General features: G+C 54.5%; 20 protein-coding genes and 2 pseudogenes. 9 read left to right on the top strand and 13 right to left on the bottom strand.

Features of this window, described 5'->3' with window-relative positions:
• The first annotated feature begins 2 nt into the window (after window positions 1–2).
• The 5 genes from IE087_RS16300 (at window position 3) to IE087_RS16280 (ending at window position 5,940) form a co-directional block, all read left to right on the top strand.
• The gene (locus IE087_RS16300; protein WP_189370416.1) at window positions 3–1,697 is read left to right on the top strand and encodes a S8/S53 family peptidase; all 1,695 of its coding nucleotides are present in this window, start codon (window positions 3–5) and stop codon (window positions 1,695–1,697) included.
• A gap of 255 nt (window positions 1,698–1,952) precedes the next feature.
• Window positions 1,953–2,420 (top strand): hypothetical protein, encoded by a 468-nt coding sequence (locus IE087_RS16295; RefSeq protein WP_189370415.1) that lies wholly within the window; start codon window positions 1,953–1,955, stop codon window positions 2,418–2,420.
• A 220-nt stretch (window positions 2,421–2,640) separates the two neighbouring features.
• Window positions 2,641–4,605: a phosphatase PAP2 family protein gene (locus IE087_RS16290; protein ID WP_189370414.1), complete on the top strand. Its 1,965-nt coding sequence runs from the start codon at window positions 2,641–2,643 to the stop codon at window positions 4,603–4,605.
• A 16-nt stretch (window positions 4,606–4,621) separates the two neighbouring features.
• On the top strand, window positions 4,622–4,942 hold the full coding sequence (locus IE087_RS16285; RefSeq protein WP_189370413.1) for a hypothetical protein: 321 nt from the start codon (window positions 4,622–4,624) through the stop codon (window positions 4,940–4,942).
• Between the two features lie 137 nt (window positions 4,943–5,079).
• Entirely contained in the window at window positions 5,080–5,940 is an 861-nt protein-coding gene (locus tag IE087_RS16280) for a hypothetical protein (RefSeq protein WP_189370412.1), read from the top strand.
• Window positions 5,941–6,284: 344 nt separating this feature from the next.
• Here the strand turns inward: IE087_RS16280 and IE087_RS16275 are convergent, their stop codons facing one another.
• The 3 genes and pseudogenes from IE087_RS16275 to IE087_RS23580 form a co-directional block, all read right to left on the bottom strand.
• On the bottom strand, window positions 6,285–7,181 hold the full coding sequence (locus tag IE087_RS16275; RefSeq protein ID WP_189370411.1) for a DMT family transporter: 897 nt from the start codon (window positions 7,179–7,181) through the stop codon (window positions 6,285–6,287).
• A 185-nt stretch (window positions 7,182–7,366) separates the two neighbouring features.
• Window positions 7,367–7,897: pseudogene (locus IE087_RS16270) on the bottom strand (MOSC domain-containing protein); the annotation flags it as partial.
• A gap of 27 nt (window positions 7,898–7,924) precedes the next feature.
• Window positions 7,925–8,065 (bottom strand): hypothetical protein, encoded by a 141-nt coding sequence (locus tag IE087_RS23580; RefSeq protein WP_229801416.1) that lies wholly within the window; start codon window positions 8,063–8,065, stop codon window positions 7,925–7,927.
• A gap of 211 nt (window positions 8,066–8,276) precedes the next feature.
• On the opposite strand from IE087_RS23580, the pseudogene IE087_RS16265 reads away from it, so the two are divergent.
• Window positions 8,277–8,908 (top strand): annotated as a pseudogene (locus IE087_RS16265) (tyrosine-type recombinase/integrase).
• Window positions 8,909–9,037: 129 nt separating this feature from the next.
• On the opposite strand, the gene IE087_RS16260 reads toward IE087_RS16265, so the two are convergent.
• Together IE087_RS16260 and IE087_RS16255 are read right to left on the bottom strand one after the other, a co-directional pair.
• The gene (locus tag IE087_RS16260; protein WP_189370410.1) at window positions 9,038–9,328 is read right to left on the bottom strand and encodes a hypothetical protein; all 291 of its coding nucleotides are present in this window, start codon (window positions 9,326–9,328) and stop codon (window positions 9,038–9,040) included.
• Complete coding sequence (locus tag IE087_RS16255) at window positions 9,328–10,764, bottom strand: phage minor head protein (protein ID WP_189370409.1); 1,437 nt, start codon at window positions 10,762–10,764, stop codon at window positions 9,328–9,330. The genes IE087_RS16260 and IE087_RS16255 overlap by 1 nt, the downstream gene beginning before the upstream one ends.
• 367 nt (window positions 10,765–11,131) lie before the next feature.
• Between IE087_RS16255 and IE087_RS16250 the strand changes: the two genes are divergently transcribed.
• Both IE087_RS16250 and IE087_RS16245 read left to right on the top strand, forming a co-directional pair.
• The gene (locus IE087_RS16250; protein ID WP_189370408.1) at window positions 11,132–11,764 is read left to right on the top strand and encodes a tyrosine-type recombinase/integrase; all 633 of its coding nucleotides are present in this window, start codon (window positions 11,132–11,134) and stop codon (window positions 11,762–11,764) included.
• A 174-nt stretch (window positions 11,765–11,938) separates the two neighbouring features.
• Complete coding sequence (locus tag IE087_RS16245) at window positions 11,939–13,390, top strand: GIY-YIG nuclease family protein (RefSeq protein ID WP_189370407.1); 1,452 nt, start codon at window positions 11,939–11,941, stop codon at window positions 13,388–13,390.
• 347 nt (window positions 13,391–13,737) lie between these two features.
• On the opposite strand, the gene IE087_RS16240 is transcribed toward IE087_RS16245, so the two are convergent.
• The 8 genes from IE087_RS16240 to IE087_RS16205 all read right to left on the bottom strand — a co-directional run bounded on the left by IE087_RS16240 (window position 13,738) and on the right by IE087_RS16205 (window position 21,831).
• Complete coding sequence (locus IE087_RS16240) at window positions 13,738–14,454, bottom strand: hypothetical protein (protein ID WP_189370406.1); 717 nt, start codon at window positions 14,452–14,454, stop codon at window positions 13,738–13,740.
• 1 nt (window position 14,455) lies between these two features.
• Window positions 14,456–16,390 carry an AAA family ATPase gene (locus IE087_RS16235; RefSeq protein ID WP_189370405.1) on the bottom strand — a complete coding sequence of 645 codons (1,935 nt, stop codon included), beginning with the start codon at window positions 16,388–16,390 and terminating at the stop codon, window positions 14,456–14,458.
• The gene (locus IE087_RS16230) at window positions 16,377–16,901 is read right to left on the bottom strand and encodes an ABC-three component system middle component 5 (RefSeq protein ID WP_189370404.1); all 525 of its coding nucleotides are present in this window, start codon (window positions 16,899–16,901) and stop codon (window positions 16,377–16,379) included. The genes IE087_RS16235 and IE087_RS16230 overlap by 14 nt, the downstream gene beginning before the upstream one ends.
• On the bottom strand, window positions 16,889–17,308 hold the full coding sequence (locus tag IE087_RS16225) for an ABC-three component system protein (RefSeq protein ID WP_189370403.1): 420 nt from the start codon (window positions 17,306–17,308) through the stop codon (window positions 16,889–16,891). The genes IE087_RS16230 and IE087_RS16225 overlap by 13 nt, the downstream gene beginning before the upstream one ends.
• 377 nt (window positions 17,309–17,685) lie before the next feature.
• On the bottom strand, window positions 17,686–18,882 hold the full coding sequence (locus IE087_RS16220; RefSeq protein ID WP_189370402.1) for a CaiB/BaiF CoA transferase family protein: 1,197 nt from the start codon (window positions 18,880–18,882) through the stop codon (window positions 17,686–17,688).
• Window positions 18,882–20,390: a tripartite tricarboxylate transporter permease gene (locus IE087_RS16215; protein ID WP_189370401.1), complete on the bottom strand. Its 1,509-nt coding sequence runs from the start codon at window positions 20,388–20,390 to the stop codon at window positions 18,882–18,884. The genes IE087_RS16220 and IE087_RS16215 overlap by 1 nt, the downstream gene beginning before the upstream one ends.
• A 3-nt stretch (window positions 20,391–20,393) precedes the next feature.
• Window positions 20,394–20,864, bottom strand: coding sequence for a tripartite tricarboxylate transporter TctB family protein (locus IE087_RS16210; RefSeq protein ID WP_189370400.1), 471 nt, complete (start codon window positions 20,862–20,864; stop codon window positions 20,394–20,396).
• A 4-nt stretch (window positions 20,865–20,868) separates the two neighbouring features.
• On the bottom strand, window positions 20,869–21,831 hold the full coding sequence (locus IE087_RS16205; RefSeq protein WP_189370399.1) for a tripartite tricarboxylate transporter substrate binding protein: 963 nt from the start codon (window positions 21,829–21,831) through the stop codon (window positions 20,869–20,871).
• Window positions 21,832–21,957: 126 nt separating this feature from the next.
• On the opposite strand from IE087_RS16205, the gene IE087_RS16200 reads away from it, so the two are divergent.
• A complete protein-coding gene (locus IE087_RS16200) occupies window positions 21,958–22,848 on the top strand; it encodes a LysR family transcriptional regulator (RefSeq protein ID WP_189370398.1) in 891 nt (296 codons plus the stop codon).
• The last annotated feature ends 419 nt before the right edge of the window (window positions 22,849–23,267 follow it).

The raw sequence follows: 23,267 nt of genomic DNA, 5'->3' as shown, positions 1-23,267 counted from the left end.
ACATGGCAAATAACCAAGCCAAGGCGGCAAACGGCCAAGAGAACGACAAAACCGATGCAGGGCTGCACTATCTTTGGCACCTGCAAGCCATCGACCTGATCTCCAATGACGGGGACAAAACGCTTGTTGATGTTCCGGCGCCTGATCCGAATCCGGAAATCAGGGTCGCGATCATCGACAATGGCTGCGCCGGATTCCGAAAGGACGGTAAAGCATTCAACGCGTTCGAGCACCCCAATCTGCAAGGCACACGCTTGGTCGACCCGATTGATTTCTCAGCCTACGTGCAGGGGTTGAGATATATGGGTCAGGACAAAGACGACTGGTCGCCAGTTGGCGAAGGCCTGGTCCGGTTGGGGGACACTGCCGCGCTTGAGACGCTTTTTGCAGACGCCCAAAAAAAGGTCCGCGAAAGCCTCAAGGACCTGATCAACCAGCTCTTGAACCCGAAAAAGCAAGCCGCCAAAATGGATGTTGATGACGAAAAAAGCAGGACGGCACTGGAGACTGCCTGGTACCCGGAACTGCCCGATCCATCGGACCGCTTCGCCGCACACGGAACGTGTTGCGCGGGGCTTGTGGCGGCGAGCGCAGACGAACATGATGCGCCGACCGCGCCAAACCAGAATCCAAACGCGATCGCCTATCGGGGCGTCAATCCCGCGGCGCACATCATTCCGATCTCGACCGTCTACAATCAGGAATATTGGCCGCTGATCTGCGCGCTGTTGTGGGCCGTTGTAAAGGGGGCGGACGTTATCCTGATCCCACGCGGGATGGAGGAGATGGGGTCCAGAAACAAAGAGGCGCTAGGCCCGGAGGACCCGGATCTGCAAAACGACCTTCGAACAACGCGCTTTGTGTCTAATCCGACCAGATTTGCCGAAAAGAGACTTTTTGAGGCATTGCTCAAACATGTCTCGGACCGGATTCCTGTCGTGATGGCGGCGGGCAATGACGGCAGCACGCTTCTCAGTTACCCGGCAAGTTTGAAATTCCGTAGCAATTCCAGCGCCGCAACGATGAAAAACCTTGTTGTTGCAGGTGCCGTCACCGCGCGCGGCGAATATGCCAGTTATACGTCCGGTCTTGGCGAAAGTAAGGACGCGGTCCTGTACGCGCCCTCCGATGATGCCGAGGAAATTTCCGATCGCATGACCCGTTTCGATGACACGTCGTGGCGCGCGCGCCATCTGCCCGCGTTGAAGGAACTTAAGAAAAAGAACTGCTATTCGCCCTATGGCGTTTTGGCAATCGACATCCCTGGGCAGTATGGCTACGTGGCCGACCCCGGATCCACAAAGGACTTTGGCGAACTGCACTCGGATTTGGGGTCGGTTCTGACCGCAGACTCAGCTGCCGAACGTGCGTCAGGGGAGTCCAGTGTAGTCTACAAGAAACAGAACCTGCCACGCGCACTTTATACAACCTTTGGAGGCACATCGGCTGCGGCCTCCATCCTCGCAGGGATCATTTCCTTGTATATTCAGTATGCGCGTTTGAAAGGGGAGACGGTGTCGCCCAATGATCTTGTGCGAAAATTGGAAGACGCTCAGGTGCCCGCGCCGAACCTCGAGGATGACAGCGAGAATAGCAAAACAGCAAAAATCGTATCGGTCAAAAAGCTACTGGACAAATTTGCTCCGAGAGTTGTTGAGACACCGGACGACAAACGGCCCGACGCACCCATCGCGTAGCCTGCGGTCACGGTTTGGCGCCCGAGCGCCTAACCGCGTATCGCAGCGTCATCTCGACACAACAGCCTGCCGGGCCGCAATGAATGCGCCCGGCAGAATTGTTTCATGAGCCCTGCAGATGCACTTGGAAACATCCTGAATCACACGTGTTCACACCCTTTTTCCCGTTTATTCACAGCCTGTTAGATGCCGCATTGACACTGAGGTGTGTAGATTGAAACCGCGTGAACAACACGCGAGACAACGGAGGAAAACATGTCTGGAAAATTGAAATTTGGACGCACCTACGCGGACTTCGGCAAAGATGTACGCGGCTTTGAAAAGACGCCCGAGGTGATCGCGGTCGTCGAAGAGTTCATGGAACTCTGGGGCTATTCGCTGCTTGACCTGCTGGGGGCCGAGTTCAGCGCGCAATGGCTGCGGGCAGGCGAAAGCCCAATGAACTCCGAGGATACGCTGGATCTGATCTTTGAGATCGAAAGCCAGGGCTTCTTTGAGATCGTGCTGCGCGACGGTGATGGCACTGCATTCTATGGTGGCTACCTGTCCGGGGTCCAACACGTGCGGTTCACAGAAACCATCGTGAACGGCTACCGGACGCTGGTGACAACGGCGGGTGATGGTGCTGAAACGCTCCATGAATACACGCCCGGCATCGGATACCGGCCTGTGTTTGCAGAAGGCGTCATGCCACTGAGCGTTGCGCGCCGCTTGCGCGCGTAACAAGCAATTTCCAAAAGCCCGGGCCAATGCTGGCCCGGGACAACCCGCCTGAAATCAAGAACAGCGTTCGAACAGCGTCCAAGCTGCCGCTTGGAGGCTTGGTCGGGCTTTGTTCCAGCGCCAGATCAACGATCTGATGTGTCATGTGCACGTGCCAACGAACAGAGCCATTGTCGGCCTTTCGAACGCTGCGCTTCCAGCTTTCTATCGGAGAACTCTGATGACGAACTCATCTTTGCCCAACACTGAAGACCGCCGCGCCGATGCCAACGCGCGCCGCTCGGTCGCCGCTGAGCGATCAGGCGACTTGCCGTATCTGTCCGCCAAGGACAATGACGACGAAAACCGCTATCCTCACAGCCAGCCCGCCAGCTTCACCAAGGGCTTGCATCACGACGATTACGGACTTGTGTCAAAAACCCACTACGCGGCCTTGCGCGAGGCTCTTGTCACTGGCGACAGGCACATGGGCGGGCTGTCGATCGCGGCCGGGCCAGATCAACGTAAGTGGGAAAGCCCACTGGCCGGCAATTACTTCAACGACATCGGCGCTGATTCCGATGCGGTTGCAATGGCGCCTGCGCCCAAGCTTGGCCGCAGCGAATTGTGCGCGGAAATGGCCACCGTCTATGCGATGGCGCTGACGCGTGATATGTCCTTCGAGGATTTGCAGGACAAAAACACAGTCATTCCCGGTCTCAATACCAACGGGAACCTGGTCAAAATCCAGGACCTCGTGGAAGAGTTGCGTAAGCTCAGTTGGTTCGATACGGCGGGCAGCCCGGTGGGCTATCGCGGCAAGTCATTGACGGCGCATGAAAAGCGCCGGCGCCAGGCAGCATGGGAATCCCCGCACGAGGGCCTGACTGTGAATACACTGTTTCGTGGCTCGACCAATGGGGCAAAGCAAGGCTCATACCTGTCGCAGTTCATGCTACTGGGCACCAATGACCTGACCAAAGCAGGCGGTCGGGGCGGCGATCCCCTAAACGGCAATATCAGCTATGGTCTGCAAACCACGACCCAGGCGCAACATGTACCCGAGGCGGGCAGAGACTACATGACTGACTGGCAAAGCTGGCTGGAGGTCCAGCAAGGCACCGCATACGATCAACCCGCGCACAAGGTGTCACGGCGGATCCACACACCGCGTGATCTTGCCGGTTACGTTCACTTCGATGCGCTGTACCAGGCCTATCTGAACGCCTGTCTGATCCTGTTGGCGAACGCCGGTGAGGCAGCGAGCAATGTCAAGGTCGACCTGGGCAATCCCATTGCATCTGCGCGCGCGGTCAACAGCATGGGCTTTGCCACCTGGGGCGGGCCCCATATCCTGAGCCTGATAACCGAGGTCGCAACGCGCGGACTGCGCGCTGCACGTAGGACAAAGTTCCAGGTCCACCGCCGTGCGCGCCCAGAAGTGATCGCCGCGCGCCTGGCGCAGGTGGCCAACGACCACCACAAGGGTATGGATCCGAGCGCCGTCAAGCAGATCGAAAACATGCTGCGAGAGTTGGGTTTTGATCCTGCGACCAAGGCACTGCGAAAGGGATCGATCCTGGACTGGATCCAGCAAAGCAACTTGACCACCAACGGTGCTGGTGACGGGACATCGCCGCTTGCTGATGATCGGAACTTCCTCTTGCCGATGGCATTTATCGAGGGCTCTCCCATGCATCCGGCCTACGGCGCGGGCCATGCCACAGTCGCTGGGGCCTGCGTCACGGTCCTCAAGGCGTTCTTTGAATGTGAAGACAAGATCAGCCAGGTGATCAAAGGCGCAACTGCCCTTTATACGGTTGATGCAAAGGACAAGCTGAAGGTTTCCAAGCACGGAAACGGCGCGGACCCGACCATCGCAGAAGAGCTCGACAAGCTTGCGGCCAACATCTCGATCGGGCGCAACATGGCCGGCGTTCACTACAACTCGGACTATTACGACAGCTTGCGCATGGGCGAGCGTATCGCGATCAGCATCCTGGAGGAACAGATGTTCACCTATGATGAACCGCTTTCGCTTTCACTGACCAGCTTCGACGGGGATTTGATCGAGCTTGGCACGAATGGCCGCGCTGCGCCGAACTCTGTACGGCTTAGGATTGCAGATCCTGCCGGAAAGCCGGTTTCCAGACACGACTGGTGGACCCGCGACGTCGTTGACTATGACATCGTCGACGAAGCCTAGAGCTCGGAGTTGAAAAATGGAAAATCTCAAAGGCATACGAACCATAGGCGAATTGGTTACTCGGATCGACGCGAACGACAAGCTGGCGGCTACCTTTGGCGAAAAACCCACAGAGGTTCTGCGGGCGGCGGATATGGAGATCCGTGAAAACGCGCCATCTGTGCCGAATAACTTCGTCTACCAGGCGGCGGTTGTCTTCGTCGGGGCGACCCTCTTGGTTACGGTGATTGGTGCGTTTCTGCTGTTGGACAGTGAAGCGATCACAGAGGCGCCTGAGTGGGTCATCGCGCTCACATCAGCAGGCATTGGCGCTCTGGCAGGCATGCTCAGAGCCTGATCAGCCATCGACCCGGGTCCGTCACGCGACCGCGCCCGGGCACATATTCTTCACCAAAAAACGTTCATGCAGGACGATCCGATTGCTGGCCAACACCAGGATCAGTGATGTCCGGCTTCAAGACAGGAGCGAATAACATGACTTATCAAACCAAACGCGTGAGGCTGGGCCTCGCGGTACTTTCTATCTTGCTCTTGGCGGGCTGCGCAGACGTGTTCCTTCAAGCGGCACGGAAATCCGGACCGTTAAAGGATCAAGACCTGCGCAACTACACACAGATGCGCGCGATCGCACAGTGCCCAACGAACCCGCAAACTTGCTTTATTGATGGGGCGATCAGGATTGCGTTTTACCAGGCCGACGCCTTTGCCGCCGCCGCGCGCAATACGCAGACCGCCCAGGACCTCTTGTCCTTCGGTCTGCTTCGGGCTGCCGGCCTCGTTGCCAGCGGTGCTGCAGCGGGCGCTTCTGACGAAGTGCTGGTGGAGCGCGCAATAAGTGCCGTGGGCGTTCAGCAAATGGCGGAGCGCTACACGCCAAGATCAGCGGTCCAGGCATTGTACACAGGCGCGTCACGGATGAACTGTATCGCGCTGGCTGGTTCTCTTTACGAAGAGGTCAATCTGGCGGACCTGAGCGCCACAGACCAAGCGAATACAGTTCCTGTCCGCCTGGCATCTTTCACGATGGTCCTGGCGATGCGTGAGGTGGAATACCGGACACTTTACGGAACAAGCCGGAACGTCGAGGATTTCTCAAATCTGATTTCGGCGTTCGAAGCTGCTGTGGAAAGCGCCATGCAAATTGATACGGGGGTAGAACCGCCCTCAGATGACAATGTGGCTGGTGAGGATCTCACCACTCTCCGCACCGGCACAGGTCAACCGGCCGCGACCTCTACAGCGCTTAGGCAAAATCCGGCGCTTGAGCGGTTCTTCCGTGTTGTAAGCGGTTGCCTCGGCAATGCCGACATTCAACCAGACCTAGCCGATCCATGAACAGCCAAACAAGAGTGTGGTGCGGTCTGAGCGCTTGCCGATGCAATCGTTGTCTTTACCTTGGTTGCTTTGGCAAGTCGATGAATGAATCCTTGATCTTTGTAGAGCCATGGCGCTCAAATACCCGCTTTGTTGGCCGCACAGCGGCGCAAATCACTTTGCTGGTACAGAAGAACTGATGCTGCGTTCGCGCGTAGCGAAGAAACTCAAGCACCGGTTTTGGGCTCAGAGCAGACCTTGGGTTGTGTGCAAATCTGATCTAGCCTTGGGTCGACAAAAAGGAGCGTTGAACGTCGCCCGCGCGGGACTTTCTTGCCGTTCATTTTCCGCGCAGCTGTCCACGATCATCCTGCATTGACGATTAACGCTACCCCCGCAACCGCGCAAATCGCGCCGATCCAGGCCAACCCTGGAGGCCGTGCTTTGCCAAGGATCCAGATCATGGGCAGGATGATCAAAGGGGTCGTTGCCGTTAGCATGGCCACGACGCCAACCGGACCACTTCCCAATGCGTAGAGTTGCAAGGTCATTCCCAGCCCGGTGCCAATCGCTGCGCTCAGGAACACCTGACGCGCGACAGGTTTCGGCATTGTCCTAATCTGCGCCTTCCTTTCCGCGGACAGTACTATTGGAAGCAACAAACTGACTGATCCGGCCAGAGACCGAACGAACGTCGCTGATATCAGATCAGCGCCGTCAAGCATGACGGGTGATGCGACGAGAACGCTTCCTGCCTGTGAGAGCGCTGATGCTAACCCAAAAAGGACGCCGCTCGCCACGCTGCTGCTTTCTCCGGAAAAACGTGCTAAGGCATCTGAGTTCCGCGCAAAAATGGCTAGGACAAGACCACCGAATACGATGGCTGTGCCGAGCAAAGCAAGCTCGCTCACGACCTGCCCCAAAACAAGAAACCCAAGTACCAACGTACATGGCGCAGTAGTCGTGTTCAGCAGCGATTGAAGGGAAGGTCCAATGCGGGCCAATGACGAGTAACGCAATGTGTCCGCAAGAAAGACACCTAAAACGCCCGACACAACCAGCAGCGAAATGTCCAAGACATCGAGAGACGGATCAAAACCCGAAAAAAGAACCAGTATAGCGAAGCCGGTAGCAACAATCGACATTCGCACAAAGCTGAACACCAGCGCACCCAGGGTCCTGGCGGCATCGTAGGCAAGAAGGCTCGAAACCGCGAAACACGCCGCTGTTCCGATAGCTGCAAATATCCAGAGTGATGCCAAGAGAGTGAGCCCTGAATTAACTGTTCAGGGTCAGCTTGGAATCTCAACCTAACTTGAGGTCAAGGAGAATCTCGCTCGTTAAGATATCATTCAATGATGGTGGGTCCGGGCTCAGACCGGACCTTTAGCTAACCGTCCATCCAATGTAGTGTCAGGCTAACAAAAAGGAGCGTCTGTGATCACAGCTATATCCTGCTTCCGGCGAGCCTATCGCTCGTATCTTCTTGTCTGTTGCCCTCTGCAATCTTTGCAAAGGCTGTTTGCCATCCATCAGCGAGTTCGGGCAGTACCGCCAGTATCTCTGCATCATGTGGCGAAAAACGCTTGGTGAGACGGGGGGACGTGACGCGCGCGACGCTCCAATCCGGCTGGGTTCGCTCAAGAAGTGTGACATGATCGCCTACGCAAGCAATACCAGGTTCCAATACGCGGTAGTACCACCCCGTGCGCGATGTCTTTTGAAAAAGAGCAGCCAACCTCTTGTTTTTTATGTGTTCGTTCACTTTCCAACATGGCTGTCGTCCCTGGCTGATTTGAACAACCGCCGTACCAAGGCGTAACTTGTCACCAATGCAAACATCCCACTCCGTGATGCCGAGTGTTGCGATGTTTTCACCAAACGCCGCCGGGACTGTTCCGACTGGCAATTCGCCTTCAGATATCCAAGCTTGGTAGTGATCAGATGCGTAGTGATGAATGGCTTTATCAACCCCGCCGCGGTACTGTAGGTCCGCTTGTTCATCCTATAGGAATCCAAACTGGTCGATTTCTTGCGGACCCGGAACAAGCGATTTGCCGATGGCCGAGGGCGCCCGCCCTTCCCAACGGTTCTCGGCCTTGCCCACGAAAAGGCCGTTAATACTGCTTGAGATACTGGCAGACATTCTGCTGCTCTCCATTTTTTGGGAATTTTCTTTCTTTCGGCGTGAGATAGGCTTTCCGAAAGACGCGCGCAACACTTCCAGTCCACTGTGTGAGAATGTCCGAAAAGGGCTCACACCGGACCTCGGAGGCAGCGCAGCAATCACGTGATATGCTGCCTCGTCAACATCGGGGTGTCGTTGTGGGAGGGCATGGTGGATCAGAGGATCAGTCATGGAAACACCAAACTTACCAGCAATTCGCGCACTTCGTCCTGCATGGAACAAAGGCCGCATCGTCGGTCAGAAGCGGCCGCTGAAGCCAAAGCATGTCTGGGCAATCCGTGTACGACTTGAACGGCAGAAAACCATCGCGACCTCGCACTGTTCAATATGGCGATCGACAGTGAATTACGCGGCTGTGACCTGGTGAAGATGAAAGTCGTCGATGTAATGGCATCAGGTCAGATCAAAGAGCGCGCCTCTGTCCTGCAAAGCAAAACGCAGAAGCCCGTGCGCTTTGAGATAACCGAAGGCACGAGAGCTTCTGTCGAGAAGTAGATGGAAGATGAACTTATGGTCGGCTCAGAGTACCTTTGGCCAGGTCGCTTTCACGAGCGTTTGCACATCTCCACCCGCCAGTATGCGCGGATTGTTCGCGATTGGGTCACCTCAATCGGCCTAGAGGCGAGTGCATATGGCACGCATTCGGTGAGGCGAACAAAGGTAACCCAGATCTACAAGAAGACAGGCAACCTGCGTGCTGTTCAGCTCTTGCTGGGCCACACCAAGATGAACAGTACAGTTAGGTACCTGGGTGTTGAACTTGAGGATGCCCTCGCAATCGCCGAAGCCATTGAAATCTAGCATTTTCGGGCCGCTCCCAAAAGCGGCCCAATGCGGTGGTTGAAGTGGCTCCTTAGATGGTGCAGTTGCATCCCGCATAGCGGACATTCGCTTAGGCTAGTGCCATGCTCTCGTCACGAGCCAATGCCTTCAATTCCATTCCGGGAACGGGCCATCCTCAAAAACATAAGCGTACAACCGCTTAAGGTAACCGTAGAGCTGGTCGTCACTTGCAAACTCAATATCGACCTTCTCTTCGTAGTCCAAAGCACTTAGCTGTCGCGCGTTTAGGACGTACTCAAAGTTGCGTTTCAAGCGTTCGGACCACTCGGATTTTTCTGCGATGACCTGTCGTAGTTTCCCTGGGTCATATGTGTTGCCTCCGCAATACAGCCCTATATCCTTCAGCCACGCTTCGGTCCTAAGATCAATTCGGGTCATCAGGTTCTCCCAATCGGAAATAGTGTAACCAAAACAGGCTCCCCGTTTGGAGTAAGTTCATAGACAGCTTTCACCTGCCCACCATTAAAATCAATCGGCACGATTCCTTGGGGGTTGTTGAAACTACCTAACCTTCTTACCCCTTCGACTGCGCTCACATAGTCAGGGCCAAAAATATCCTCGATAGGTAGGACAACTTCAAATCTTGGTCGACCACGGCCGACCAGAGAAAACGCCGCATCTCTTGAAGACCGATACTCTGACGATCTACGAATAAACGCTTCAGCAACAACGAAATCTGCTTCGCTGGTTATTCTTGTTGCTCTGCCGCTCAAGGGATGAGTGCCGCCGGTCACGCCATCTGTCCTGCTTCCTGTCATCGGATCGAAACCACGCATGACCCGATCCTCAAGCATCTGGCGTGTCACCGCTCCTTCGTGCCGTTGTGGCCCGTGCCCCTGTGCCTCCAGCTCTGCAAAACGGCTCGCAACGAGTGTATCGACCTCGCGGCGGCGCGTGTTGATCATATTGTCCAACCGCGTGCGACCGGCACGCAAGGCATTCAGAGCCGCAGTTGGTCGCAGGCGGGTTAGATTGATCCCGAGCTTTGCCGCACCCGCCGTGAACGCCGTGCCACCAAGAAGAACTGACGCATCGAGGTGGGCTACGTCTTCATAGGCGCGCAGCAAGGCTTCTTCATTGGTCAGGCCCAGGCGGTCTTCAAGGTCAAGCAAGCGGAGCTCTGCGTGCTGCGCCTCGAAATAGGCGACTGCTTCCTCAGCGATCTGCTCGGCCATTTCTCGGTCCAGTTCCGCCAGGCGCTCCAGCGCATCAAGGATATTCTGGCGCGCGGTCAGCCGCTCCTGTTCTTCCTCTTCCGTGATGACACCAAACAGACGCCTATATCCGAGATAGGAAAATCGAAGCAGATCGTAGAGGCCGGTGACGGTGCCAACCAATGCGTCCTCACCGGCGCGCGCAAGTCCCCTGCCTTGTGCTTCCGATATGCGATCCGCCAGGTCCGGCGACACCGGAGGGCCTGTCAGAATAATCTGGCCATTGACGATGGCAGGTTCCGCGTAGCACCGGCAGTTATGCGCTTCACCCGGCAAACCATCCGGAAATCCGTGATCCCACGGAAAAACGCGGTCATCCCGTTCGGCATGGCTGGACCTGACCTTTGAATCGTCAGCAGATCGCCAGATGTAATGCGTGACCCCCGCTGCCCGTTGTCGCGTCTCATTCAATTCGTTCTTAAATCGCCGCAACAACCAGGCTTCGGTCGCTGCGATGTCCACTTCGATCAGCGATGCTATCTCGGCTCTGTCACGGCCTTCGCGGTCATAGACAGCCAGCGTCGCGATAAGGCGGGTCTCAAATTCATCATAGAAACGCTGCTTCAGAGGCCCTGCATTGTAACCGTCAGCGTCGCCCAAACGGTCACCCAGAAACGCAGCATTGTCCGCATCGACGTCTTCCAGAAGCTCCAGAAATCTCTGGAACTGCGGTTCCAGATTGAAGGATGTATCCTTCCGCTCAGGCGCTCGGTTCAGTCGATGTAGACTGACCGTGAATTATGATTTGCCGCCAGAACGAAGGAAACGAACAAAAGGTATATCAAGCGCCATAACCAGCCTCTGATGGAGATACGCTGATCTTCACAATTTGCAGTTATTTTTTTGGAAATGTGCCGAACGGTGCGGTGCTAACTGGCAATTCTGAGGAATTGAACTCTGATGTTAAGTTGCCGTGTCAGCGTTGGGTTGTCGTTTTGGGAGGGAAAGGCGGATCGGAGGATCAGTCATGGAAACACCAAACTTACCTGCCATTCGCGCGCTTCGCCCTGCCTGGAACAAGGGCCGTATAGTTGGTCAGAAACGCCCGCTCAAACCAAAGCATGTCTGGGCGATCCGTGTACGACTGGAGCTTGCTGAGAACCATCGCGATCTGGCGCTATTCAATATGGCAATCGACAGCAAACTCCGAGGTTGCGACCTGGTTAAGATGAAGGTCGTAGACGTGATGGCTTCGGGTCAAATCAAAGAGCGCGCGTCCGTTCTGCAAAGCAAAACCCAGAAACCGGTACGCTTCGAGATTTCGGAAGGTACCCGCGCTTCGGTAGAGAAGTGGATGGAAGACGAGCTGATGGTTGGATCCGAGTATCTTTGGCCAGGCCGCTTCCACGAGCGGTTGCACATCTCTACACGCCAGTATGCGCGGATCGTCCGGGATTGGGTCACATCGATCGGACTGGAAGCAAGCGCCTATGGGACCCATTCGATGCGACGGACCAAAGTTACTCAGATATACAGGAAGACGGGCAATCTACGTGCTGTGCAGCTCCTGCTAGGCCACACCAAGATGGACAGCACGGTCAGATACCTCGGCGTCGAACTTGAGGATGCCCTGGCCATCGCCGAAGCCATTGAAATCTAGCAACTTCGGGTCGCCTTCACTGGCGGCCCAAAGGAGACTTTGAACCCGTTCGGCAGATGCTGCGGTTGCAGCACGCATTGCGGACGTTAGCATCTTGAAGTGCTATGGTTGCTGATCAGGGCTTAACGGAAAACATTCCTGTAAACACTTAGCGAACAAGACCAAGCGGACACCATGTCGGAGTTGAAGCCACATCACCTAGAATGGTTGAAAATAGACTGGGTGATGGTCCTGGACGCGAAGTTATTGACGAGGCTCGAGTTCAACCAGCTGTTTCAGATCCGAGGTGCTTTGAATGAACGTAAGTACTACACCTACATTCTGTGGCGAAGCGATTTGGGAAAACCTGTTCCCTTTTACGTTGGGAAGGGAGTCAATCGACGAGCGGCGCAACACACCGCACCATCCGAAAACAATAACAGCCGCAAATGGAACATCCTTAAGCGTCACAAAGCTCACGGGGTCGAAGTATTTACATCGATTGCTGACACATTCGGCATTGAGGAGGATGCATATGACGCCGAAGCAGAATTGATCGACCTAATTGGGCGGAAGGATCTTGGTGCGGGCCCTTTGGCAAATCGAACTGACGGCGGGGATGGAACCCGAGGTCACATTGCTAAACGCGGTGGAGAGAGCGCTTCTGCCCGCCCGGTGGTTATCGAGGGAATATCCTATGGAAGCTTGACTGAAGCCGAAGATGCTACCGGTGTGACGGGAGGCGCACTGGCGCAGAGGATAAGATTTGGCTGGCCTGGTCATTTCTTTCAAGACGAAGGTCAGCAACCCACAGAAGAGGGCCTGCTTTTCCGCTATAAAAAGCGCGTACGTGTTCCAGAAGGCGAATTTGAGTCACTTTCAGCGGCCGCTGAGACAACTGGCGAGCCATTCAGAAGGATCTACAAACGCATCAACTACGGCTGGCCAGGCTACTATTATACCGAGGAAGGACAACGTCCGAGAGTAAGTCGCTTCAAGCCGTGTCGCGTTGACGGCAAAGACTTTCATAGCCATCAGGCTGCAGCCCAGTCTTTAGACATCTCGACCGCAGCTTTCGCAGTGCGGATTAGAAGTACCAACTATCCAGACTATTTGGATTCGACTGGAACGATTCCCAAAACTGCTCGGAACCCTTTGAACCACGTGAGAACGTGGATCGCTGGTGAGGAGTTCGACACAGCGAGCGAAGCTGCTAGGCATCTCGGTATTGAACCCGGAACTCTGATTTATCAGCTCAAGTCTTCGAACTTTCCGGATCGCATCGGTGAAGGCGTTACGAAGCACAACAGGAACGCGGCATTAGCCAAACTTGCTGTGCCTGTGACTATTCGCGGTGTCTCATATGATACTCTATCAGAAGCTAGCCGAGCTGATGGAATTGACATTAACACGCTCAAAAAGAAATGCAGAAGCCTTTCGGAACCTGAGTATTCATCCCCTGATCCCGACTTGGATTTTGTCCAACCGAAGGATGGACGGCCCGCAAAAATCCAAGTCATTGTCGATGGCGTCATATACAAATCGGTGAACGCAGCGTTCCAAGCTACCGGTATTGCTCGGGCCGAGATCAAGAAGCGCATCGACGACGACGCCTGGCCGAACTTTAAGCGCTTATATGAGCTATAGAATTCATATAGATGGACTACAAACACAGACTGACGCCACCTACATCGCCTATGCGCCTGAAAGCTGCGACTGCGGTATGGCAGATTGCTCCGAAAATCGGCAGAGAATCCAACGATGCGGACGGCCCAAAGCTGACTTTGAGCGGCGGCTTTGAATGCTAAGCTTGCAGCCCACATTGCCGACATTCGTGGCAGTTGCGGTATCTGGGCCTTCAACCCGGCTCTGCGAAACTGCTGCAACGCAGTCTGATAATCCTGTTTACAGTCGCAGGAGGATGACTTCCAGGAGTGGAAGCTCATGTTGGGTGGTAGAGTATCGCCGGTGCCCTATGCCATCCGAAATTGAGACTATGTACTGCCTTGCACACCACCCCCGGAAAACACGGTACAAAGAACCCGAACCGTGAACGCTCCCGAAGGGATGGCCAAAAGTACAGCGCCACTAACTAAGAGAAAGAAACACAAAAAGACGGCCCACCTTCTGAAGTGCCTATCTTGGGCCTGAAAGAAAGTACGCATAAGATCAAGGACGACATCTTCATTTTTGTTGTTGGCAAATTCGACAGATGCTTTGGCGATGGGGACGTTCGCAGTCAGCCAACTCGCCCGATCGCAAAGCTCCTCACCGATCCTGTTCCTCCGAAAGTTCACGGTCCGATACATGGAACGCACTCGTCTAGCAGACAAATTACTGCGTTCCCGGTCGATGAAGTCATTGCTATCGGAGTAAAGCTTGAGTTCCCTGGGTGCAGCAGTCCTAAAGACAAGAGCTGACGTTCCAAGAGCAAAAAGACCACAGTACAGCAGGTTCAATCTTTGAAAGCTTGAAATATATTGGGGGCAACTGCGTCCTGCCGGTTGCTGGCTGAGAAGCCCGCCAAAGTCACCAAACAAACCCTGCAATTCCGAATTATACAGGATGATGTACCCGACAAATGGCATCAGAACCGATATGGAAGCGACCTTTGAGGCTCCAAACCCGCGAAGAAGCATCCAATTCACATTCTCCTGCAAGAATGTTTCGTCTTGCCCTGTCACTCGAAACATTTTTTCCAGTCCGAACATCTTAGCGTGCTACTATGTTGAGTGTTCGGTTTTCATGTGAATAGTGCTTCCCAATCACGAACTCGGGGCTATCTAGCTCGGGGGCGATCATTGACGTTGCGATGATTAGCTGATGCTCTGAGTTCGCTTCCCTTGATTTTTCGGCTAGCAGCATTTGGAAGTGCCTGCTCCGATCCTGCTCCATTCCCTTATCCTCGATCGTATCCATAAGGAGAAATCGTGGGTGACCAAAGCCTGGATCGGTGGCAGCCGCAAAATGAAATGCAGCCAAAAAGCTATTTCTCAGATATACCATCGAACTGGCCGAGAAGAAGCTTTCATCGTTCACGGCGAGCCTATCACCCTCAAAATCAAATGAAACTCTATCAGCTAATTTGAATGTAGATTGTCTTTCAAGATCACGGTGCAGGAACTCAAGGACCACGTTTTCAATCATGCTTCTAGCGTGTGACTTCCGATCTATGTTTCGCTGCTTCTCACTTTCAATGGCAGCAGACAGAGCTTCGATTTCGGAAACCAGTTGGACTCTCTGGCTCTCCAGAAGTTTCATCTCCTCAACTATATTTCTTTTTGAAGAAATTTCCTCCAATTGCCGGTGCTTGTACCCTGATTGCCGGTTCAAGTCTCGCAGTTCGGACCGAAGCGAAGAAGTCGGCGTTCGTAAAGAGATCGTATAATATCGACTTGCATCTTCCCATTGCAACTTCTTTTCTTGCAACTCAGCTGCCAGTTTGTCGCGCGTTGCTTTACGATCTTTCTGAATTGCGAAAGAGCGATCTCTTTGCCGGATTGCTTCGTTCAACATTTTTGCAGACCTATCAACAACAGTTTGCTGTTGGAACGGCTGCTTACAAAGCGAACAACCGCCATCAACTTGATGGTTTTCTACGATACCCATGCAAGCGGGGCACATATCAAAGTCAAGATATTCGAACTCTTGCACGACAGTGCTGGCATTTGTCAGGTCATTGACCTTGCGCTCCATCGCTTTGATGAAGTCTCCTGCCTCAGAAATTTCCAGCTCCACCTCGTTCAGTTGTTCCGAAATAGCACCAATTTCTGTCTGAGCCTTAACAACTCGACGATAAGTTTCCTTTTGGTCATTGAGCGTAAGCCGATCGTCAAATTGCTCAGAGAATATCTGATTTTCCAACGTAGCGATTTCGTTAGCGATGATGTCAATTTCATGCTTCAACTTATTTGTTTCAGCGTCCAACCACTGTTCCGTCAGTGGTTGACCGTCTATCTGGTATCTGTCCCTCAAGGCTCGGATGCGCGTATGTACGTCCTTCTGTTCGTCCTGGGCATCCTTCAGCCGCAGCGTAGCGGAATAGAACTTGTCGCTGTAAGCGCCCATTAGAATATCACCGATGGTCGAACGTGTAACAGCGTCGTCCGGAGTTTGAAATCTAAAGATTCTTTCAGTGGATGTCAGCTGATCCGAATACAGAATGCGGAGTAGTTGATGCATTGTAATTTTGACATTCTGTTCATCTATGCGCACTTCAGGCAGCCCAAGAAGTCTAAAGAGAACTTGGCTGAAGCTCTCCTTATCGCTACTTCCTCCTCCACGTGAATACGGGTACTTACTCCACTGGTGTCGAGGCGCAGTTACAGCAGTGTCGTGATCGCCAAAGAAGATTTCCATGGGCCTCATGCGTTTCTGTTCGATTTCACGAGATAGCGATATGTGATGCCCGTTCATTTCCACGCCAAGAACCACTCGATCACAAAGCAAGGAAGTCTCTCTCCATTGGTTTTCTGTCAAATCACCGCCCAAACCAAAAAATAAGAAATCCATAATGCTGGACTTCCCGGAGCTGTTCTCACCGCTGATTATGTTTAAGCCAGAATGAAAAGCCTCAGAAAACACGGTGTGTTCACCCCGAAAAACGGTAAGATGATTAACCTTTAGGAATGGTTCATACGATGTCATATCGGAACTCTCCAAGACCACTGCGGTCCTTAAGCCCGCCGGGTCCAAATATTGGTACAGAGATTAGCTTGTTGCCTAGGAAGCCTAATAGCGTGTTGTTTTCAGAGTTGTATCGTCTAATTGCTTCCATCATTTCGCTGTTGAAAGCGGGACGTGTGACCGCCTCAATACTCTCCTCGGAAGCGGTCCAGCTGCCTGATTGAACCAGAGCTGTTCTAGCTGCGAACTGTGAGGCAAGCATTCGACGGAAAACCAGTCTTTTGTCTGGCAGCCTGTCAAACCTTGTTTGTGGGTACTTCTTGACGATAGCGTTCTTGTCTTTAAGGAAGCCGGGCATCTTAGCATACGCTGAAAAATCTCTCAGAAGCCAAGGAAATGCATGATAAAAATCTGCAATCCTCAAACTCTCAAAATCGACCACGCTGCCCTCCTCAACGTGTTCAAACAACGCCACAAAACGAAAAACGGTATGATAGGGATCATAAGCAGCAGAATACGTTAGGCTGAACATTTGCTATCCCATCTAACAAAACACTTATCAGCCAAGAAGTAGATCATGCCGCGCACGTGGCGTCGTGTCAAAGTGAAGTGTTCGAAACCAAGCCCCATGTCAGCGATGATTTTATCTACTATTTTGGATTGAATAATGCTGTCGATTTCGTCGTCTGCAATACCCTTGTGGACGATCTGGTAGCAAAAGACATCATGAATTTGCGCTAAGAAAAGTCCCAATAACTTCTGCCCAGAAGGGAAGTGTTGATAGGTCTCCAAGAGCATCTCGAACTGTTCAAGTGCGGCCGGTGCGATCAGAAGCTCTTCTGTTCGATTGGAAGAAGTAAGTTTGGTATCCAGATCGTCAGGATCGTTAGGATCGCGAGTATGAACATAGGTGTATAAGTCACCGATGAATTTCGTCATCTCTTGCCGTTTTTCGCTGTTGATCTCTGATGACAGTAGATTCAGAAGAGTTGTTACTTGGTTCATTGTCACCAAAAATGCGCTAAATATGGGTATACGACCTAGGAAATGGCCTAGATATCCGCTGTACGATAGACTCTTATGCGATGCGAGCACAACTATATGTTGCGACTGGATGATCGCTTTCGTGCCTAGACTCTGTTGTGTTTGCAAAAGCAGCGAAGGACCGGTTTCCGCCCGACGTGCTAGAGGCAGGACCTGTCACCTCACAAAACGAATAGCCGGTTTGGGCTGGGGGACGGCGTTGAAACGAGACGCGACGAAGGTTAGCAGTGAGCCCATACTGACTGAGGCTGCACGACGCACGAATGTCTGCGTCAGATGTTATTACTCTCTCCAACAACGCCTCCAATCAGCATTTCATTGATCTCCGCATCACCAAAACCAAGCTCAATTAAGACTGACCGCGTATCCGCCCCCAATTCACGCGGCGCAGCGTCTGGTGCCTCTGTGCCTGCCATATAGGGTAACCCTGGGTATCCGGCCGGACCGCGTGTCGCAAAGCGCCGCTCCAACGCAGGCGGCAGATCAAGCGCCTCGGGCAACTGGCGCAATCGCGCACAAGGTACACCGACCGCCAACAGCATATCTTCCCAGTCGGAAGCAGATTTTGTTAGCAAGACCGCAGACAGTTCACCGACAAGCGCCGATCGGTTCACGTTGCGCGCCTCGGGTGACGCAAAATCCGGGTTTCTGAGCCAATCCGCTTTGCCAACGGCATTGGCAAGCGCATGAAATTGAGCCTCTTCGTTCACGCCAAGACTGATATGCCCATCCAGACAGGGGAACGTCCCGGCAGATGGCGATCGGCTGTTGGCCGCATTCCCACGTGGTCGCGGGTTGGTCCCAGTAAGGCTGTAGTCGGTTATTGTGGACGACATTAGTGCAAATGCAGTCTCCAGCATGGACACATCGACGAAACCACCATCACCTGTCTGGCTGCGCATCATCAGAGAAGACATGACACCCAAGGCTCCGGCCAGCCCTGTGGCATAATCTATGATAGGCGCACCAGTTCGGATTGGTCCTGTGTCTGCGGTCCCGGTAAGCGCCATCAAGCCGCTGATCGCTTGAATATTGACGTCATAGGCCGGTGAATCCGACATTGCGTTATTACGACCGTAACCCGTCATCGCACAATGAATTAACCGGGAGTTGATCGCCCGCGTATGACGCTCCGTAAGTTTCAGTCGCTCCAGGGTTAAGGGGCGATGGTTCTCGACCAGTACATCTGCCGAGCATAGCAACCGTTCGAAAACTTCGCGGCCTGCGGGACTGTCCAGATCCACGGCCAGATAGCGTTTTCCTGCTCCCTGCGTCATGAATGCGGTGCTCATTCCAGCAGACACGCGGTTGTGGTCACTGCCACCCCGGTAACGCATTGCATCCCCACGACCCGGCCGCTCGATTTTGATGACCTCGGCCCCCATCTGACCGAGATAGTAGGCGCAGGCTGGTCCAGCGAGAACATGGGTCCAGTCGATCACCCGAATGCCTTTTAAAGGTGCATGCATCACGCATCCCTCAGCGCAACTGCGCGCGCCTGTTTGTTCACGCTGCGCACCCGCGCGACCATCGCGGCAATCCCGATCAGAATAAAAGCCAACGCGATCGGCCGAGTGACAAAGATCATCAACCCGGTATCACTGAGCAACAAGGCCTGTCGAAACGCCTCTTCGGCTCCTCCGGCCAACACAAAGGAAATGACGAAGGCGGCGGGATTGAACTGCAACTTGTGCATCGCCCACCCGGCAAAGCCAGCAGCCACCATCACATAGACATCGAACAGGTTGCCACGCGAGGTGTAGGCCGCCACGAACGAAGTAAGAAAGATAATGGGATAGAGTACCTGTGTCGGAATGCGCGTGATGAACCGTCCGACGTAGGCGGCTCCATAGTAGCCGATCACACCATACATCACGATACCGATCAGTCCGCAGGCGAACAGTGCAAAGACCAGCTCGCGGCTGGTTAGAAACATCGTTGGGCCGATCTGGATTCCGTGAATCAGGAACACCCCGATCAGGATCGCGCCGATGGTCGAGCCAGGAATGCCAAGCGTGAGTAGCGGCGCCATGGACGGCCCGCTGACGGCATTGTTCGCAGCCTCCGGTGCCGCGATCCCTTCGAGCGCGCCCTTGCCCCAGTCATGCGGGTTCTTCGCCCGCCGTTTGCCCTCTCCATATGCAACAAAGGCCGCTATGGCCGACCCCAACCCCGGCAGCATGCCAATGAAAGACCCGATGAAGGACGACCGGACAACGTGCGGAAGACAGGGTTTGTATTCGATCCAGGTCAAGCCGTTGCGCGCAGCGTCAGTATCATCCGTCGGCATTATTTCTGCCCTGGTCCCGCGTTCCTCGATCTGCTTAAAGACCTCCCCCAAAACGAAGATGCCGATCATCAACGGCACCAGCGAGATACCGTTGGTCAGATCGAAACTACCGAAGGTGAAGCGCTCGGTCGAACTGATCGGATCCAGTCCGATCATCGCTGCAAGGATGCCAAGTGCCGCCGAAGCCAAGCCCCGTGTCACGGATTTACCGATGACCGAGCCAATGACGATGAAAGCCGCGAAGTAGATCGCAAACAATTCCGGCGGGCCGAGCCTCAGCGCAATGGCGGCGATCCATGCGACGCCCATGATCAACAGGAGTTCGCCGGTGACGTCACCAATCACCGAAGAGATCGTCGCGACTTTCATCGCCTTGCTGGCTTTTCCTTGTCGAGCCAGGGGATAGCCATCCAACTGCGTCGCCGCGGAGGCGGCCGTGCCCGGTGTGTTGAACAAGATCGCGGCGATTGAGCCGCCGTAGCGCCCCGACTTTCCGATGACATAGAGGAACGCCAGCGCCGGTAGTGGCTCCATGTAAAACGTGAGTGGCAACAGCATCGCGATAGCGGCGGAGGCCGTCAGGCCAGGAATAGCGCCGACGATCATACCAACAAGAGCCGCCAGGAACACCCAGGCCAGGAGGATCGGGTCGCCTAACACTGTGGCAAGACCTGCGAAGATATCCATCGCTCAATAGCCTCCGATCACATCAAGTAGGTCGAACCACTGACCAAGTGGAGGGAACACCCCCAGTGCGACAAAAAAAATACCGTGATAGACAGCTGGACACAGCACGGCGGCGACGATCAGTCCAATCGGATTGCGAACGCCGAAGAGATAGAGCGCAAGCGGCGCCGCCAATGCTGTACTGACCAAGTATCCAATGACCGAGATCGACCAGACATAGACAACGGAGAGCACCAGAAGCACGCCGATGGCTGGAAGATGGTGCCGATCCATTGGCTGAGACGGCTTTGCGCCCCAGAATTCGGCGATACCGAGCAAAAACAGGGCGATCGAACCTCCGAGCGGAAAGTATCGCGCGCCCCAACGCCCGAATTGATCCAACCCGATACTCAAACTTGCCACGATGGCGCCGATCCCGACAAGGATCAGCGCCACGCCGACGGCCCGCGAGACGGGAGCGACCTTAGTGGACATCGCCCTAGCCTTGCGACTTAAGAGCGTCGATCACCGGTTGGGTCTCTTTCTGCATCTGACGCAGACGCGCGGTCGTCTCCGCCCCGCTCAGAAACGCAGGAACGTTGCCGCGTTCGCGCATCAGATCCGCAAACTGATCGGTTTCCGTGATGGCCTTCAATGCGGCTTCCATGCCGCTGATGATCTCAGGGTCTGTTCCCTTTGGTGCAAAGAACACAATGGGCGATGAAACGGCAACATAGTCGAAGCCCAGTTCAGCAAGTGTTGGTACATCGTCGCGGATCGCGTCACGCTCCGGCGCAGCAAGCGCCAGCACCCTGAGTTCGTTTTCGAACCCGGCAGCCTGTTGAATGCCGACAAAGGCGAAATCGACTTGCTCGCCGATTACGGCAGCACGTGTCGGGCCACCGCCTTTGAACGGCACATCCTGCGCTTCGAGATCGTTGCGATTAAGGAAGCTTTGGCCCGCGACCTGATGGAACCCACCACGTCCGTTGTGCGCCCAACGCAGCGATCCGGGGTTGGCCTTGGCTGCATCGACCAGATCCTGCACGCTCTGGAACGGGCTGTTGGCCGGTACGATCACCGCCGGGGTCAGGTTGCCGATCTGCGCAATGATCTCAAAGCTGTCGAAGGGATTTACATCGGTGTCGCGCAGCATCGAGGTGAGCAGGAAGGACCCCGAAGAGGTCACCATGACCGTGTTGCCGTCAGGTCTTGCTGCGGCTGCTTCGGTTGCCCCAGTTATGCCAGAAGACCCCGGCTTATTCACGATCACAAGCGGCACCGGAAGGATGCCGTCGGCAGACGCCATCGCCGCACGCGCCAAGGCATCCGTACCACCACCCGCCGAATACGGCAGAATCGCGTTGATCGGGCGTCGTGGCACCCATTCAGCCAGTGCAGGACTCGTTGCCAGAATGGCAGAGGCCGACAAGCCGGTTTTGATGAAGTCGCGTCTTTTCATGATGTCCTCCCACAGACGTCGGCGCACATTTTTGGTGGCGTCGCTCAAAGTCTCGCTGGAACTTAGCAAATGGAATAAAGTATAAAAAACGCAATTAATGCATCTATAAATCGAAAAAATCGAACCATGAATATTCGTTCCCTGCGCATCTTCGTGTACGTCATGGAAGAAGGCACCCTTGCACGAGCTGCGGCCCGCATGCACCTCAGCCAATCCGCCGCGAGTCGGCAACTCGGCCTCTTGGAACAGGAATTTGATGTCAGCTTATTCAGTCGTGACCAGAAGCGGCTGATCCCGACGCCACAGGCCGAAACCTTCTATCCTGAGGCACTGAGTCTCCTTGCACAGATCGATGATTTGCCTGCGGTTTTCGGCCAGATGAAAAGGGATGTTCGCAGCCCGCTCCGCATCGTATCCCAAACACGGATTGCGAATGGCCTCGTTCTTCCGGCCATCGCTGAGTTTGCCGCAACACACCCCGAGCAACCGGTGAAACTGGAGGTCATGCTGCGGCGGGATTTGGGGCGCCGAATCCTGCACCAGCGGTTTGATTTATGTGTTTCGGCGCTACCTTTGCCCGTGGATAAGCCAGACGCCGTGCGGCTGGGAGCAACCACCCTTTGCGTTGCGCTGGCCCATGGACACCACCTCACATCGCAAAGTTCCATCGGAGTGCAAGACTTGCGTGGCGTCCCTTACATTGCGCTTGATGACTCAACTGTGCTGCGCCGTCTCATTGATCGCAAGGTCACCGGGCTGGACGAACCCACATATGAAGTCTCTGTCGGTACTGCAGCCTATCGGCTGGTGCATCAGGGTCTTGGCTTCGCTTTCGCCGATCCTGTATCACTCGACCCCGAACTCTCGGAGGGTATTGTATTGGTTCCGTGGGAGCAGAAACTAACCCTGGAGTTTGGGTACTTCGTGGCGGCGCCACAGGTGACAGAGCAAGCCGCTCACGCTTTTGGCGAAATCCTGAGGCGGCAGTTCACACGCAAGTCTGGCGAATTGAAATAGCTGCGATTGTGGAAATTGGCATTGAATCTCATGCGTTCGGTTGTGCGGCTGATCGACCAGCGTAGGCCAGAGATCAATATCCGGTTTGGGCAAAAAACAGCAATTTGGTCAGATTGCAGACTCCGCTGATATGGGTTTGGAAACAGATATCGGAACAACCGCAGCAAGTCCGTTCACGCACCACTGACTACCGATCGCAGAGTTCAACGCAATGGTATTGCGCGGCAGTTCGGCAACCAGAAAGAGCCAAGTGATCATCCACGCTTCGTTGACAAGAATAATCACAATCTCAGTAGAAGAGCATCGATAGCGATTGCTTTCACTGCCGTTGGGCGAAGAATGGCATTCTGAAACTGACCGCTGGCCGAAAACAAGGGCAGGACTGGACCTATGCGTATCGTGAAACCGCCGCTAAGCTG

This window comes from Tateyamaria omphalii, assembly GCF_014651375.1.
GTDB classification, from domain to species: domain Bacteria; phylum Pseudomonadota; class Alphaproteobacteria; order Rhodobacterales; family Rhodobacteraceae; genus Tateyamaria; species Tateyamaria omphalii.
This window is presented reverse-complemented; position numbering and strand designations above follow the sequence as displayed.

Coding starts and splice junctions, on each gene's coding strand:
- IE087_RS16295 (WP_189370415.1), top strand. CDS start 1,953: ATGTCTGGAAAATTGAAATTTGGACGCACCTACGCGGACTTCGGCAAA.
- IE087_RS16285 (WP_189370413.1), top strand. CDS start 4,622: ATGGAAAATCTCAAAGGCATACGAACCATAGGCGAATTGGTTACTCGG.
- IE087_RS16245 (WP_189370407.1), top strand. CDS start 11,939: ATGTCGGAGTTGAAGCCACATCACCTAGAATGGTTGAAAATAGACTGG.
- IE087_RS16260 (WP_189370410.1), bottom strand. CDS start 9,328: ATGACCCGAATTGATCTTAGGACCGAAGCGTGGCTGAAGGATATAGGG.
- IE087_RS16280 (WP_189370412.1), top strand. CDS start 5,080: ATGACTTATCAAACCAAACGCGTGAGGCTGGGCCTCGCGGTACTTTCT.
- IE087_RS16300 (WP_189370416.1), top strand. CDS start 3: ATGGCAAATAACCAAGCCAAGGCGGCAAACGGCCAAGAGAACGACAAA.
- IE087_RS16290 (WP_189370414.1), top strand. CDS start 2,641: ATGACGAACTCATCTTTGCCCAACACTGAAGACCGCCGCGCCGATGCC.
- IE087_RS16240 (WP_189370406.1), bottom strand. CDS start 14,454: ATGTTCGGACTGGAAAAAATGTTTCGAGTGACAGGGCAAGACGAAACA.
- IE087_RS16200 (WP_189370398.1), top strand. CDS start 21,958: ATGAATATTCGTTCCCTGCGCATCTTCGTGTACGTCATGGAAGAAGGC.
- IE087_RS16230 (WP_189370404.1), bottom strand. CDS start 16,901: ATGTTCAGCCTAACGTATTCTGCTGCTTATGATCCCTATCATACCGTT.
- IE087_RS16250 (WP_189370408.1), top strand. CDS start 11,132: ATGGAAACACCAAACTTACCTGCCATTCGCGCGCTTCGCCCTGCCTGG.
- IE087_RS23580 (WP_229801416.1), bottom strand. CDS start 8,065: ATGTCTGCCAGTATCTCAAGCAGTATTAACGGCCTTTTCGTGGGCAAG.
- IE087_RS16205 (WP_189370399.1), bottom strand. CDS start 21,831: ATGAAAAGACGCGACTTCATCAAAACCGGCTTGTCGGCCTCTGCCATT.
- IE087_RS16215 (WP_189370401.1), bottom strand. CDS start 20,390: ATGGATATCTTCGCAGGTCTTGCCACAGTGTTAGGCGACCCGATCCTC.
- IE087_RS16210 (WP_189370400.1), bottom strand. CDS start 20,864: ATGTCCACTAAGGTCGCTCCCGTCTCGCGGGCCGTCGGCGTGGCGCTG.
- IE087_RS16220 (WP_189370402.1), bottom strand. CDS start 18,882: ATGCATGCACCTTTAAAAGGCATTCGGGTGATCGACTGGACCCATGTT.
- IE087_RS16235 (WP_189370405.1), bottom strand. CDS start 16,390: ATGACATCGTATGAACCATTCCTAAAGGTTAATCATCTTACCGTTTTT.
- IE087_RS16225 (WP_189370403.1), bottom strand. CDS start 17,308: ATGACGAAATTCATCGGTGACTTATACACCTATGTTCATACTCGCGAT.